Source organism: Cellvibrio zantedeschiae (assembly GCF_014652535.1).
GTDB lineage: Bacteria > Pseudomonadota > Gammaproteobacteria > Pseudomonadales > Cellvibrionaceae > Cellvibrio > Cellvibrio zantedeschiae.
In genome coordinates, this window is record NZ_BMYZ01000003.1 from 130,939 (window position 1) to 145,649 (window position 14,711).

At 43.2% G+C, this 14,711-nt stretch carries 11 protein-coding genes and 1 tRNA gene; 4 read left to right on the forward strand and 8 right to left on the reverse strand.

The genetic code is table 11. The features are described 5' to 3' along the window. Positions 1 to 19 precede the first annotated feature (19 nt). Genes IE104_RS14630 through IE104_RS14655 form a run of 6 tightly spaced genes read right to left on the reverse strand, consistent with a single transcriptional unit; the run spans position 20 to position 8,427 of the window. Positions 20 to 2,701, reverse strand: a complete 2,682-nt coding sequence (locus IE104_RS14630) for a tetratricopeptide repeat protein (RefSeq protein ID WP_189419879.1) — start codon at positions 2,699 to 2,701, stop codon at positions 20 to 22. 35 nt (positions 2,702 to 2,736) lie between these two features. Continuing rightward, complete coding sequence (locus IE104_RS14635) at positions 2,737 to 4,023, reverse strand: hypothetical protein (protein ID WP_189419881.1); 1,287 nt, start codon at positions 4,021 to 4,023, stop codon at positions 2,737 to 2,739. Positions 4,024 to 4,040: 17 nt separating this feature from the next. Continuing rightward, positions 4,041 to 4,829: a tyrosine-protein kinase family protein gene (locus tag IE104_RS14640; protein ID WP_189419883.1), complete on the reverse strand. Its 789-nt coding sequence runs from the start codon at positions 4,827 to 4,829 to the stop codon at positions 4,041 to 4,043. 11 nt (positions 4,830 to 4,840) lie between these two features. Further along, positions 4,841 to 6,355 (reverse strand): XrtA system polysaccharide chain length determinant, encoded by a 1,515-nt coding sequence (locus tag IE104_RS14645; RefSeq protein WP_189419885.1) that lies wholly within the window; start codon positions 6,353 to 6,355, stop codon positions 4,841 to 4,843. A 13-nt stretch (positions 6,356 to 6,368) separates the two neighbouring features. After that, a complete protein-coding gene (locus tag IE104_RS14650) occupies positions 6,369 to 6,983 on the reverse strand; it encodes an XrtA/PEP-CTERM system exopolysaccharide export protein (protein WP_189419887.1) in 615 nt (204 codons plus the stop codon). 25 nt (positions 6,984 to 7,008) lie between these two features. Next, entirely contained in the window at positions 7,009 to 8,427 is a 1,419-nt protein-coding gene (locus tag IE104_RS14655) for a TIGR03013 family XrtA/PEP-CTERM system glycosyltransferase (RefSeq protein WP_189419889.1), read from the reverse strand. 264 nt (positions 8,428 to 8,691) lie between these two features. Between IE104_RS14655 and tviB the strand changes: the two genes are divergently transcribed. The 4 genes from tviB (at position 8,692) to IE104_RS14675 (ending at position 12,414) form a co-directional block, all read left to right on the forward strand. Then, positions 8,692 to 9,966 carry a Vi polysaccharide biosynthesis UDP-N-acetylglucosamine C-6 dehydrogenase TviB gene (gene tviB, locus IE104_RS14660; RefSeq protein ID WP_189419891.1) on the forward strand — a complete coding sequence of 425 codons (1,275 nt, stop codon included), beginning with the start codon at positions 8,692 to 8,694 and terminating at the stop codon, positions 9,964 to 9,966. Positions 9,967 to 9,984: 18 nt separating this feature from the next. Beyond that, positions 9,985 to 10,992: an NAD-dependent epimerase gene (locus tag IE104_RS14665; RefSeq protein WP_189419893.1), complete on the forward strand. Its 1,008-nt coding sequence runs from the start codon at positions 9,985 to 9,987 to the stop codon at positions 10,990 to 10,992. Between the two features lie 23 nt (positions 10,993 to 11,015). Further along, positions 11,016 to 11,918 carry an XrtA system polysaccharide deacetylase gene (locus tag IE104_RS14670; protein WP_189419894.1) on the forward strand — a complete coding sequence of 301 codons (903 nt, stop codon included), beginning with the start codon at positions 11,016 to 11,018 and terminating at the stop codon, positions 11,916 to 11,918. A 419-nt stretch (positions 11,919 to 12,337) separates the two neighbouring features. Beyond that, positions 12,338 to 12,414 (forward strand) — tRNA-Arg (locus IE104_RS14675). A gap of 77 nt (positions 12,415 to 12,491) precedes the next feature. On the opposite strand, the gene IE104_RS14680 is transcribed toward IE104_RS14675, so the two are convergent. Continuing rightward, positions 12,492 to 13,589: a glycosyltransferase family protein gene (locus tag IE104_RS14680; protein ID WP_189419896.1), complete on the reverse strand. Its 1,098-nt coding sequence runs from the start codon at positions 13,587 to 13,589 to the stop codon at positions 12,492 to 12,494. Continuing rightward, entirely contained in the window at positions 13,580 to 14,683 is a 1,104-nt protein-coding gene (gene wecB / locus IE104_RS14685; protein ID WP_189419898.1) for a non-hydrolyzing UDP-N-acetylglucosamine 2-epimerase, read from the reverse strand. The genes IE104_RS14680 and wecB overlap by 10 nt, the downstream gene beginning before the upstream one ends. Positions 14,684 to 14,711 lie beyond the last annotated feature (28 nt).

Here is a 14,711-nt window from a genome sequence, read left to right on the forward strand (position 1 = left end):
TTAAATAAAATAAAGAAAACTATTTCTTAAGCCTTTTTTTAGCTGCCGCTAAATGGTCTTGTATTTCCTTATTTGCAGGCGCCAAACTGGCAGCGCGCTCAAGTATCTCATGCCCTTCTGTAACTTGATTGCCTTCTACCAAGATCCAACCATAAGTATCCATAATGGCGGGATTATTAGGTTCCAATTTATAGGCTCTGGCAGCTAACTCCAGGGCCTTAGGGTTTTTCTGTTCGTAATAAAGCCAAGCTAGATTATTTAAAGATACTGGAGTATTGGGGGCCAACTCTACCGATTTTTCATACCACTTAATAGCACTTGCCGGGTCATTTTTTTGTTGCGCATCTACGGCCATCATCAATGCAGAATGTGCACTGTTAGGTATTTTAGTAGACCATTCTTTAGCAAAACTGTACACAAGATCTGTTTGATTGGTCTTTTGATAATACTCATATATTGCTTTGGCAGTAATTTCCATTGGCTTTTTAGACCAGGAACTTTTATATAACGCCAACGCATCCTCAGACTTACCCTCAGCCGCCCGGATTAATGCTTGCAAATAATCACGCTCTGCAGCTACATCTTTTGAAGATGAAAATTGATCGAGCACCTTTTGAGCTTCAGCAATATTTTTTTGTGCTATCTCCAATTCAATTAAGCTTGCAAGAAAATTCATATTCTCTGGAGAAAAGCTCAACGCTTTGAGCACATAGCTTTTTGCCTCCGCGGGCTTGTTTTCTCTAAAAAGAACCAAACCGTACTGTTGATACAACCCTGCAGCAATTTGCTTAATTTGTTCCGACTTACCACTACGTTCTAATCCAATTTCTATATGTTTTATTGAGTCCGCAACTTGCCCCTGAGTAAATAGCACCTGTGCCAATACAACTGATGGCTGCCATTTGTCTGTTTTTGATTCCAGGGTCGTCAAAAAAGAAATCGCTTCTTTTGAACGATTTAACTTTTGCATTACCTGCAGCCACTCAGGATAAGCATTAATTTGACTTGGGTCTTCCGTTAAAAACTCTTGCCATAAAGCAGCTGCTTTCTGTGGTTGATCCAGAACTTTATATATTTCTGCCAGGCCAGCATAAGAAAGATTTTTCTCGCGATTCTCTTTCATCGCGAGCGATTTTTCAAAAGCACGCTGCGCCTCAGGATAATTTTTTTGAACAAACTTAAACCAGCCATCTAAAAAATAACCACGAGAATTGTCTGGGTAATTTTTTTGAAATTGTGCTATCTCTGATTTAACAACATCGTTCTTTCCTTCAGCAAATAAAGCTTTAAAGTATGCTTGTTGAATAAGCAAATCCAGCGGCTCTTCAGCATATGCTTTCTGCAGTTGCCCTAAACCAAGGGCATTGTTATTCATTGCAAAATCACGCTTTGCAAGCGCTAATCTTAACCGTTGTTGTTTGGGGTTTAGTGCCAAACTCTTTTCAAGAGCCTTTTGCCCTTCTGTGCTCGTGGGATCTTTTTGTAGCAACGCCAATCCATATGTCGATAAAATTTCCGGATTGTCGGGCTGACTATCCGAACTTTTCTTTAATAGTAAGATAGCTTCGTCCATCTTATTACTACGAAATTTTGCAAGTGCAGCGGCTTGGATTATGGGTGACGTAGTTGTTTCTGGATCAATATATTGATCAAATAATTCAATTGCTTTTTTATCTTGGCCTTTCTGGTATTCAACCATCCCTAATAACATCGCTGTATTTTTGTCTTCAGGGAATTGTTCTCGTAATTCTTTTAATGACTTTTCTGCCTCCGCAAACTTTCCTTGACGGAAGAGCTCCATAGCGTCATTGAATTTTTCCTGAGCTGCATGGCTTTCTGGATTAGCTTCTGCCATTATTTTTTGGTATCGATATGCCTCACCAGATTTTCCCTGACGAATTAATGACTCTGTTAGCTGGCGAAGAACGATAAGTTTATTGGCCGTAAAAACATCTGTTTTAGGCAAAAGCCCTAATGCTTTAGTGTAATAATCTTCAGCTTTAGCTGAATCGTTCTGACGTAATGCAACATCGCCCAAGAACATCAACGTTTTTACATCTTGATGAGGCAGAGCCATTAAATCTTTTACTTTACCCTCTACCGCTTCTTGGCTCCCCGCTGCAGTTAGGGCTTCAATTTCCAGTATTGAAATCTCTATATTATTACCATCTATTTGTTTTAGCTCTTGTACTGCTTTTTCGTACCCCTGCTTATCACCCAAATAAATATTACTACGCGCAATTAAAATTTGTTTTTTTGCTAAAGTATTAACATCATCGGATACGGGCTTATAATCGGCTAACACGTTGAGAGCCGATCGATACTTTTTACTTGAAACATATGCTTCCGATAACACAAGAGCCAGTTCCGGCATTTTTTTTTGCGCTGGCTCCAAAAGTGATATAGCTGCAGGATATCCACCCAACTCTATATATATTTTACCCAGCACTATGTAACCCTGAGGGTCGGCTGAATTTTTTTGAATGGCATTTTTGGCTTCTAACATGGCTGCACGAAATTGGCCTTGATCGCGATAGGTTTCCGCAGACTTTACAAAACGTGAGACCTCTTCTTTGCTAGCAGCTTTGTCACCATTGCAGCCGGCCAATTGCAAACTACCGGATATAACAGCGATAAGCAGGAGACCTTTATATGCTCTGCTCAAGCTCTTGCTGTTGGAAAAATATTTGAATAGATTCATTTTATGTGCCTTTAAAAGCCTTTATTAAATTTAAATCAGAAACTATATGCCAATCTTATACCTGTAACATTTTCATCGTAAGAGGAAAATTTATTTGCAGAATCACGTTGATATTTTTTAGCAAAGGCGTCCAGAGATACTTTGTTTGAAAAGGTGTGACGGTATCGTACTTCAATGTTTTTATTAGAAATATCTTCACGAATTGAGCTGGAATCAAAACTTCGTTCGCGTTGCCAAAATGATAAAATCACAGTTCCACTTCTGACAAGACGATATGAGAATGACATATTTACAACATTTTCAACCGAATCTTCTATTAAGACCTCGTAATTCTCTTTATTTTTTGCCGATGACAAGTTTAGCATGCAGCTGTCACAAAAAATGTCTGTTGACCATGATACTGAGGCAGATGTTACATCGATCAAATCAAGCCCAACGCCGCTTGCCGAAGAACCTGCAGACTCAAAGCCAAGCGGTTGTCCACTCCCGGAAGATGAATCGCTGATGTGACGATTTACGTTTATATTGAAAGTGTTGCTTCCTGCTGTATATTTAAAATCAATATCCATACTGGGGCGGGTAAAATCTAAAGATTGTGCTTCCTGGAAAACACTATTAGCTCCGACAGAAATATCATATTCCAAATGACTCAATTTCGCGGAGTAAGTTGCCAGTAAAGTGTCTAACCTATAGTCTAATGTTGAATCAATATCAAATGACGTCCTACTGGACATTGCCGCCAATTTAACACTATCAATTTTGCTAATTTCACGCTGCCAAACAATTTGAACACCTCTAAGCGACGAATCTTTTTCTGAGTGCTCCTTGTAATTGATTTCAGAAACCCTGGCACCAATCACAAAAGTGTCTGCCGCAGTCATTCGCCAACGCAACGATGGTTCCGTGGTTAAAATAGATCGTTCATCGCGGTTGTTTGTGAAGTCTAAAGCATCTGGAGCGTTCAATAAATTTTCGCTGGAGTGGGAAACTTTTAAATGGGCAGGCTGAGAATTCGCTCCAACATCCAAATCGAATCCACCAACTAAGCTTGTATAAGCAGGTTGAGAGTTTTCTGAAAATCGTTGTTCGGCTAAACTATAGTGTGTGTTTGCGACAATCCATTCATTCGAGTACGCTCCTGAAAACGCGAATTGATACAGGTCTTGGCGTTCATCAACCCGAATTGATTCTACAAATTGTTTTTGCGCATTGTCTGTAAGTTGACTTGAAACAGATATATCAGCTGTAAAATAGTCTTTACCCGTTTCAGCAACCGCCACAGGTGCAACAAAAAGTAGATAATAAATTGGATTTACCTTCATTCCCTGCACCTCACCATTTAGTTATTGAAGATCAGTCCCGCAAATTTATCCTTCCCTACTGCATCTACAGCCGAGAGCACCTCATCTTTTACAGCTTTACCAAACGGCACTACTAATACGGCATGATCACAATATTGAGCCAATATACGCGCTTCAGTTGACTGTTGAATTGCAGGAGCATCTAGCACAATAAATCTGTCCGGATATCGATTTTTAATTTCCTGAACTAGAACTTCCATGCGCTTTGAGCTAAAAAATTCTGCCGCTGACTCGCTAGAGCCACCAGACGGTATAACACGCAAGCGCTCTACACCACTAGGATAAATAATACGTTTTAGCTGAACATTATTATCAGTCAAATACTGTGTTAGGCCCAGCTCCACCGGTGTAACTATATATCTATCGGCTGCGGAACCATATGGATTGCAATCAACATACAGTGCTGTTTTATGCATATCTAACGCAAAAGTAGCCGCTAAATTAAAACCAACAAAGCTTGATCCGCCTGCACTACTTACAGAAGCAACTAAAACAACTATGTTGTCTGATTTACTTTTCTGCAACAATTTGATTTTTATTTCACGCAGGGCATTGAGTAGCTCGCGTTGACGCATACCAGCAAATACTACTTTCTTTTCGTATAGCTCATCCTGAGTCCACAACGCAGGCAATGCCATATTTTTAATTTGTTCTTTTTTGCGATGCTCATCTACGGCGGTTTTTACTAACGAACCACTTGTTTCAACCAAACCATCATCAATATCTTCAATTAATTGTTTGAGGCTATGCTCTTTACTCTGTTCCATTTTTTTTGCCTCTATGATTTCAGAATTTGCCAATAGCAAGCTAAAACGATGTAAACAACCATACACACCACCGAAATACTTAAGAGCGCCACCATGTCTTTTCTGAGTAAGCGCTCCCCTAATGGTGAGTTATAGTGCGGAATTACACCCAACAGCTCTACTTCTTGCGGCAATTGCATTTGCAGTACTCGCGACAAACGAATATGTGGATCAACCAAAACATAGGCAATTAACAATCCGAGCGGAAGCAAAAATCCAATTAAAGGTCCCAATAAAGCAAATTGCATAAATCCAATTCCTGAGGGTTTTAATGGAAACACAGCAGGCTCTTGGATACGATAGCTAACACCTTGACCTTCAATATCCAAAGTCATCGAGAGGCGAGCTGATTCTTTTTTCTGTAACATTTCTTCATAGACTTTACGAGTGACATTGTAGTCACGCGTTAAGTCCGACAATTGTGCTTGGCCTGCCGCTACACGCTGAGCCCGATCCTCTTCTTGTGACTGTAACCGAAGTAAGGATTCCATTCTTCTTTTTTGAGAGCGCAAATCTACCTCGGCTACAGACAATTGTTTTCGCAGCTCTTCATAAAGAGGATTCGCAACATTTTCACTGTTGCTGTAAACCTGACCCGAAGCTTCAATTTTATTGATTGAGGCGTTTAGCGTGGCCAATTGCGCGCGCGTAGCAACGACATCAGGATAATCCTCTTGATAATCCAAGAGTAATTTTTCGAGTTGCGCACTAAGAATTAAACGACGCTGTCTAAGCTCGTCTGCCTGCCCTTTTGATTGTTGGTATTGACCTTCATTACCAAGTTGCTGCTGCAGAGTGTTCACCCGCGCTTGGGACTCTTCGATAGTAATTTTTAAATTTTCTATATCCGATCTGAGCGTGCTCAGCCGCCCGGTGACAGCCTCCCTACTACCGTCAAGATTCTCAGAGTTAAAATCTTTTAACTTTTCTTCTGCTAGTTCAAGTTGATGCTTATAAGATTGCACCTGCGCGTCAATGAAGTTATACGCACCTAAACTTTCCTCGCGCTTTCTTTTTTCGGTATCAGCCAAAAAAACATTAACAATGGCATTCAACATTTCAAAAGAGTTATCTGGATCGTTTGAACTATATGAAAGCTTGAAGAAATTATTTTTGTCTGAATTAACAACTAAGCTAGCTCGAATTCCTTTAATAACTCGGTCCTGCTGGTCGGGGGACATATCTTTTGTGATTAATCCACGTTGGCGCGCTGCGGCTTCAATCACACCTCTAGTGTGGATAAATTGCTGCGCTTGCTCGGATCGATCTATTTTGGTGACTTCCGCACTTCCCTTAAGCAAAGGCTCAATAATATTTGTCACATCAGCAACTAATGTGACAGTGGTAGCGTACCTTTTGGGCCAACTCATTCCAACAACAAGCACAGCAAAACTAATTGCTACAAATGCGAGAACAAACCAAAAGCGAAACCTGATTAATTCGGTTTTTAGAGCATTGATAAGCTCTCTTATGTATACCTTATCCATGAATAATCTCTATTTAAAACGAACGCTCTGGAACGGTAACTATATCTGATGGCTGCAACGGATAATTGGTGTCTACCTTGCCATCTTCTAACAAATCACCCAAGTAGATTGGATATACTTTTGTTTCATTATTTACCTTACGGTACAACTTGGCTTTATTGGCAGATGCAAATTCATTAGGCCCACCTGCCATCAATACCAAATCAAGCACAGTCATGCCCTCTCTGTATGGAATCGATTGTGGACTGCGAACCGCACCTGTAATACGAACACGAAGCTGGAAGTCTGAACTACTTGGATTCGTTACTATCACAGTAACTTGCGGAGTACGGACAAAGTTGGTTAAAGAGTCAACGATATTAGCGGACAATTGTTTTGTTGTTAGATTTGCAGCGACTATATCACCTACTAGCGGCATGGAAATTTTTCCATCTGGCCTAACAGGTACTGACATGGATAGCTCTGGGTTGCGCCACACATTCACCTGCAAGACGTCACCTACTCCAATACGATACTCATCCAGAACTCCACGCTCTGAAATAGGTGGTGCAGCCGTCTTTTTTGATCCACTGCAAGCAGCCAATATAACCGCAAAACAAACCAAGCCTAGCCAAGCAATTTTCTTCATAAAGTGATTCCTTGATAATTCCAGGTTAGTGGACACCTTTGCCCAATAATATAATTTCAACTGTCTGAATCATGATTAACATATCCATCAGAAAGCTGTGATTTTTGGTGTAGTACAAATCGTATTGCAGCTTATTTTTAGCGTCCTCTACCGATGCGCCGTAGGGATACTTTAACTGAGCCCAGCCCATCAAGCCGGGTTTTACCTTGTGGCGAGTATCATAAAAAGGGATCTGCTGTGCAAGATCAGTCACAAACTCGGGGCGCTCAGGACGCGGGCCGACAAAGCTCATGCTACCAGCAAGCACATTGTAAAGCTGGGGTAATTCATCCAGACGCGTATTGCGGATAAAAGCCCCAACTTTGGTTACACGAGAATCGTTTTTCTGTGCCCACATAGCGCCATGCTTTTCAGCATCCTGACGCATACTGCGAAATTTGTAGATACGGAAGTGGCGACCGTTCAAACCGACGCGAACCTGATGATACAAAACGGGACCTGGACTCTCCAACTTTACCGCAATGGCGGTCAACAACATGAACGGCCAGAGCACTGCAAAGAATGCAGAGGCGAGAATTAAATCAAACAATCGTTTGGCCATAAGGCGGCGTTTGGAATACTTAAAACCATCGGAATACAACATCCAGCTCGGCTGCAGCAACGTAATGTCTATCTTGCCCAGCTCCCGCTCACAAAAACTTAACGCATCGCAAGACGGAACGCCGGCAAGCTTGCAATCCAGAAAATCATTAAGCGGAAAGGCGGAATCGCCCTGCACCCGGCGACGCTCATCCGGTGAAACCACAATTTCGGATATTTGCGAATTACGCACAAAGCTCAACCAATCTGACGGATAAGGTAAGGTAGTAGCTTCACTTACCTGAACATGCTCATTAGCATTAGGGATACAGCCAACAACTTGCACACCCACCACATCAATCTCGGGCGCCAAATCTTCCAATAATTTCTTGGCTCGGTTGCCCGCACCATAAATCACAACCCTGCGCTTTAACTTGGCGGTATCGACCACCATCATAAAAAACACGCGCGCGATAATGACAAACATGCTTCCTGTTATCACGCTCCAAAATATAAAGCCTTGATGAATAAAATTATGCGGCAATAAAAGAGCTAAAAGATAAAGGCTTAAACTACCCAAAAAGAAGAAGCTAACTATAGTGCGCAACACCATACTGCGAAAACCTTCGCGCACCATTGCCAGATAAACACCCATCGAAAGTGTGCAACAACTCAATACAAAAGAAAATATTGCAAATGGAGGCCAGTCAAACTCAGTGAGTGCGAACACTTTTTCGGGGTCCGCCATAGACTCGATAAAGCTCAACGCAAACCACGCGGCCAATACCAAAAGTATTGCTTCCGCAATACCCAAAAATAGATAAGGAAGGTGCACATAGTGCTTATTGAGACGTATGTATGACAAATCCGGATCCTTCACGTAACGATTAGTTAGCGGTAATAATTGGCTGCCACAATAACAGTGACACAAAGGCGGGCATTATAGCGACTTTTGTTACAAATACTCGACCTTCAGCGACGTAAATCTGTCAGGCGGTCGCCATAAATTGCATTTTTTGTAATAGGCTGCGGAATTCCAGCTTTTTTTTCGAAAAAAATGAGGACATGTGATAACTTATCGCACCTCGAATACTCTTGACGGATACACCGATAGCTAAGGATTTAACCTATGTTCGCCAGCAATCCCACAATTTGTATTATCGGCTTAGGCTACGTTGGCCTGCCCCTCGCCGTTGAATTTGGCAAGAAAACCAAAACTATTGGATTTGATATCAACCAAGCACGCGTTGATGAGTTATTAAAAGGCATTGATCACACGCTTGAGCTAAATGCCGAAGAACTGGCGGAAGCCACCCTGCTCACTTACACCACCAACGAAGCCGACATCAAAAATGCTGATGTCTATATAGTTACAGTACCCACACCCATTAACTCCAGTCATCAGCCAGATTTAACTCCGCTTGAGAAGGCATCCGCCCTTTTGGGACGCGTGATTGGCAAAAATGCCATCACTATTTACGAATCTACCGTGTACCCGGGCTGCACTGAAGAAGTTTGCGTACCTATTATCGAGAAAGTTTCGGGACTAACGTTCAACAAAGATTTCTTTGCTGGCTACAGCCCTGAGCGCATTAACCCGGGCGATAAAGAACGCCGTGTACATAACATCATCAAGATCACTTCGGGCTCCACTCCGGAAGTTGCTGACTATGTTGACCAGCTCTATCGCCGAATTGTGGTGGTGGGAACGCACAAAGCCAGCAGCCTGAAAGTGGCTGAAGCTGCAAAAGTTATTGAAAATACCCAACGTGATTTGAATATCGCCCTCGTTAACGAGCTTGCGTTAATTTTCAATAAACTCGGCATCGACACCCTGGAAGTTCTTGAAGCGGCAGGCACCAAATGGAACTTCTTGCCGTTCCGTCCGGGTCTGGTTGGCGGCCACTGCATCAGCGTGGACCCTTATTACCTGACTCACAAGGCACAGCAAGTCGGTTATTACCCTGAAGTTATTTTGTCTGGCCGCCGCGTAAACAACAGTATCGGGGCATTTGTCGCTGACTCGGTTGTTAAGATGATGACCAAGCGCAAAGCTCACGTGGTTGATTCAAGAGTATTGATCCTGGGTCTTACCTTTAAAGAGAATTGCCCGGACCTACGCAACACCGGTGTGATCGACATTATTGAAGAACTGCAAACCTACAATACCAATGTGGATATCTATGACCCATGGGCAGATCACAAAGAAGCTCACCACGAATATGGTGTGAGCTTGATTGACGCTCCAATCCCGGGTACTTACGACGCAATCGTTATCTGTGTTGGCCATAACAAATTTAAAGAAATGGGCGCTGAAGGGATACGCGCACTTGGCAAGCCCAATAGCGTGCTGTTCGACGTAAAACATATTCTTCCCAAGCACAGCGTTGACGCCCGCCTTTAATTCTAGCCGTAGGTTTTTATGAAAATTCTTGTCACAGGAACCGCTGGCTTCATAGGTGCTGCACTTGCGCAGCGCCTGCTGGCTCGCGGAGATGAAGTTGTTGGTATAGACAACATCAATGACTATTACGATATTGAACTCAAAAAAAGCCGGCTAGCGCTACTAACGCCCAACGCAAGCTTCACCGATATTCGCTGCAATCTCGAAGACAAAGCAACTATCGATCAGCTGTTTAAAACCCATAAGCCGCAAGCTGTAGTTAACCTCGCGGCCCAAGCCGGCGTGCGTTACTCCTTAGTAAATCCGCAAGCCTACATCGATTCCAATATCACTGGTTTTCTCAACATTTTGGAAGCCTGCCGTCATTTTGGAATTGAGCATCTGGTTTATGCCTCAAGCAGCTCGGTTTACGGCGCGAACACCTCCATGCCGTTCTCTACGCAAAATAATGTGGATCACCCGGTCAGCCTTTATGCCGCTAGCAAAAAGGCAAATGAATTGATGGCCCATACTTATAGCCATTTATTTAATATCCCAACAACAGGCCTGCGCTTCTTTACTGTCTATGGCCCCTGGGGCAGACCGGATATGGCGCCCATCATTTTCACCAAAAAGATTTTAGCGGGCGAATCCATTGATGTTTTTAATTACGGCAACCACCGCCGCGATTTCACTTATGTCGATGACATTGTAGAAGGCATCATTCGCACCCTGGATAAACCCGCTGCCGCAAATGCTTTATGGACGGGCGACCAACCAGACCCAGCCAGCTCTAAAGCACCTTACAAAATTTATAATATCGGCTCTAACAATCCAGTCGAATTGTTGCATTTTATTGAAGTGCTTGAAGATTGCTTGGGAAAAAAGGCGGTTAAAAACTTACTACCTATGCAACCCGGCGATGTACCCGATACCTACGCAGATGTCGATGCGCTTATCAAAGATGTAGATTACAAACCATCCACCTCAGTCGAAGTCGGCGTCGAAAGATTTGTGAAGTGGTATCGCGACTACTATCGCGTTTAACTCGTTTAAACCTGGCTCTATTTATGACTCAAAGCAAAATCACCCACGCCATGACTGTCGACGTAGAAGACTACTTCCATGTCGCAGCATTCAATAAAGTTATCGATCAAGCAAGCTGGGATCAATGGCCGTGCCGGGTAGAAGCCAATACTCACAAGTTGCTTCAACTTTTTGCAGATGCAAATATCAAAATCACTTTCTTTATTTTGGGCTGGGTTGCAGAACGTTATCCTGAGTTAGTGAAAACCATTCGCTCCCAAGGCCATGAAATTGCTTCGCATGGCTACAGCCATCAATTGATCTACAAGCAAGATCAAAAAGTTTTTCGCGATGAAACGGCCAAATCCAAACACATTCTGGAGGATTTAGGGCAAGCCCCGGTTGTTGGCTATCGCGCCGCCAGTTATTCGATTACTCGTAAATCTTTGTGGGCTTTGGATACTTTGGCAGAACTTGGTTTCACTTGGGATTCCAGTATTTTTCCAACGCGCCACGATAACTACGGCATTCCTGGCAGCCCGGAAGAGCCTTACAAAATTATCACCACAAACGGCGCCGTGCTCACCGAGTTCCCGCTCACGACTGCAAAAGTATTTGGACAATCTGTACCGGCAGCGGGCGGCGGATATTTTCGCCAATACCCTTACGCGTTGTCGCGTTGGTTATTTGAGCGCGCAAGCCTCAACCAAACGAAACCGCAGATTTTCTATTTGCACCCATGGGAAATTGACCCCGACCAACCGCGTGTGCCAAATGCCAGCTGGTTCAGCAATTTCCGCCACTACACCAACCTCAAGCGTTGCCTGCCCCGCTTAGAACGCATGATTGATGATTTTGAGTTCGGAACAATCAGTCAAAGCCTGGGGTCAGTGTCGATTTCGAAAACGATTAAGCTGAATGATTTATTGGAAGATATTAATCCATAGCTTAATGTGGACGAATTAAGGCTATCTAAGTAGAATCGCGCCTTCTTTAAATTCGTTCAAACTGCCTTTAGCACCCATAGCTCAGTTGGGTGCACCAAGCGTTTACAAAGCGCTTTGTGTGCAGGCGAACGACCAGCAGCTTGTTGCTGGGCAGGACTTGAGCGAAGCGAAAGGAGTAGCGAGCAGTGCAACGCACTGCCAGAACTTACAGCAACTACTGTTTTACTTTTGAAAAAATTTCCAGCACCCATAGCTCAGTTGGGTGCACCAAGCGTTTACAAAGTGCAGCTTTGTGTGCAGGGAAACGACCAGCAACTTGTTGCTGGGCAGGACTTGAGCGAAGCGAAAGGAGTAGCGTGCAGTGCAACGCACTGCCAGAACTTACAGCAACTACTGTTTTATTTTTGAAAAAATTTCCAGCACCCATAGCTCAGTTGGATAGAGTAGCGGCTTCCGAAGCCGTTGGTCGCAGGTTCGACTCCTGCTGGGTGCGCCAATTTAAAAAGCAACAATAAAAAAAGCCTGCACGATGCAGGCTTTTTTTATTGTTTCACAGATTTTATTTTATCAACTTCATTCAAAACTTAACGCATTAAAACGTTTTGCCCAAGTATTTTCCGAAATAAAATTTTCGCGTGCCTCTGCAGAGTCCACATGCGCCAGCGCGGCCTGAACGACTTTACTTATATCCAATTCAGATTCACTCAAAAAGGTGCCGGCATGAGCTTGGTGCTCTAACATTTCACCAAAATTTGTAGCGACAACAGGAATCCCTAAAGCGCGGTATTCATAAAATTTTATGGGATCCACACTCGCTGTCAGCTGATTTTTTTTGAAGGGAATTAATCCTACATCAAACTGCTTCATTGTCTCTATTGCCAATGAATGATCACAGGCAGGCAAGATCTGGATATTTGACGGCAAACTTTCTGGCACACTTATATAGCATGGGCCAACCAAACGCACACTAACCTCCGGAAACAATTTGGCTAAACAAACAATCCAATCCCAATCGAACCATTGCGCAATGGTGCCGAGATAACCAAAGACCAAGGGATTATTTTTTTGAGGTCTGCTCGACAAAGGTAGAAACAAATCTGGCATTAAAGCGTTGCGAATTAATTGAAGATCCGCGCGGGTCTTTTTCCATTTAGCTTTTAATCCACTAGAAGATACCGCCATTACACTTACTTTTTGCACGACTTGTTGTTCACGCCGAATAAATGCCGAGCGCGACAAGCCTTGGTAAAACTGTGGATAGTCATCCATCGCATCGTAGAATGAAATGCAATCAGGTAATGCAAGCAAACTTTGCAGCGCAAGTTCAGAGGGCTTTCCGATAGCGATAATAGTTTTCTCTCCTGCAGAAAATTCCTGCATACGCTTTAGCAAGGGGCGCCATAACAAAGCGTTAATAAGCTGCGAACCCGCCAAAGGCTCGATCGGCAAACTTTTTGGTAAAATAATTTCTAACCAATCAGGAACTTCAGTTGCACAATCATCTGGCGATTGCGCAATTCTTTTAAAATCACCGAGAGAAGGAAAACGAGTGGGATAAGGATTGACCCAAAGTACAGGGCATTTATATTTTTCGTGAAACCAGCGCACAAACATATGTGGGCGCTGGGCAAAACTGGACCAAGCTAAAGGCGCTAGATAAATTAATCGCATTGCGACGCATACTCGCGCAGCACTTGATGAATTCTATCCGCCGCTTTGCCATCGCCATAAGGTGAAACACCGCGTGCGACAGCGCGATAGGCCGAATCATCATCAAGCAACAATTGGCACTCGCGCACAATCGCATCAAAGTTCGGGCCTACTAATTTTACAACACCCGCCTCAACCGCTTCCGGGCGTTCAGTTTCGCAGCGTAAAACTAATACGGGCTTTGCAAGTGCAGGCGCCTCTTCTTGCACGCCACCAGAATCACTCAGAATAATATGCGCACGCTGCATAGCGGCAACAAAAGGCAAATAATCCAGCGGCGGGCATAAAATAATTTGCGGATGTTTATCCAATAATTTGTAAGCAATCGCCTGAATATTTGGATTGGGATGCACAGGATACAAAATTTGTACATCTGGATTGTTATCCGCAATATGTTTTACAGCTCTACAAATTTCACGATAAGGTTGGCCGAAATTTTCGCGCCTATGTGCTGTTACCAAAATTAAGCGCTTCGTTTCATCCAAAGGAAGATCGAGTGGTAAATTCTTGGCACTAACCGAATGCAAGGCGTCAATAACCGTGTTGCCTGTGACCCACACTTTTTCCGCTGGAACATTTTCCTTCAGTAAATTATCACGTGAGCTTGGCGTAGGCGCGAAATGCCATTTGGCCAAACGGCCAGCAATTACACGATTCATTTCTTCGGGAAAAGGATTTTCCATATCCCAAGTACGTAAGCCAGCCTCAATGTGACCAAACGGAATACGTAAATAAAAACAGGCCAAGGCAACTGTCATAACCGTTGTAGTATCGCCTTGGGCGAGAACAACATCTGGCTTTTCAATTTGCAAAACTTCGTCCAGCTTAATTAACAAGCGCGCGGTCAAAATTGGCAGGGATTGATTCGGTTGCATGATATCCAAATCAATATCGGGAATAATATTAAATACGGCAAATACTTGATCGAGCATTTGACGATGCTGCGCCGTAGCCAATACGCGCACATCAAAGTCAGGATTTTTTTTCAGTTCCAAAATAACCGGCGCCATCTTGATGGCTTCTGGACGCGTTCCGGCAACACAAATAATTTTCATGTAATTAACTCAAACAAATAAACAACAA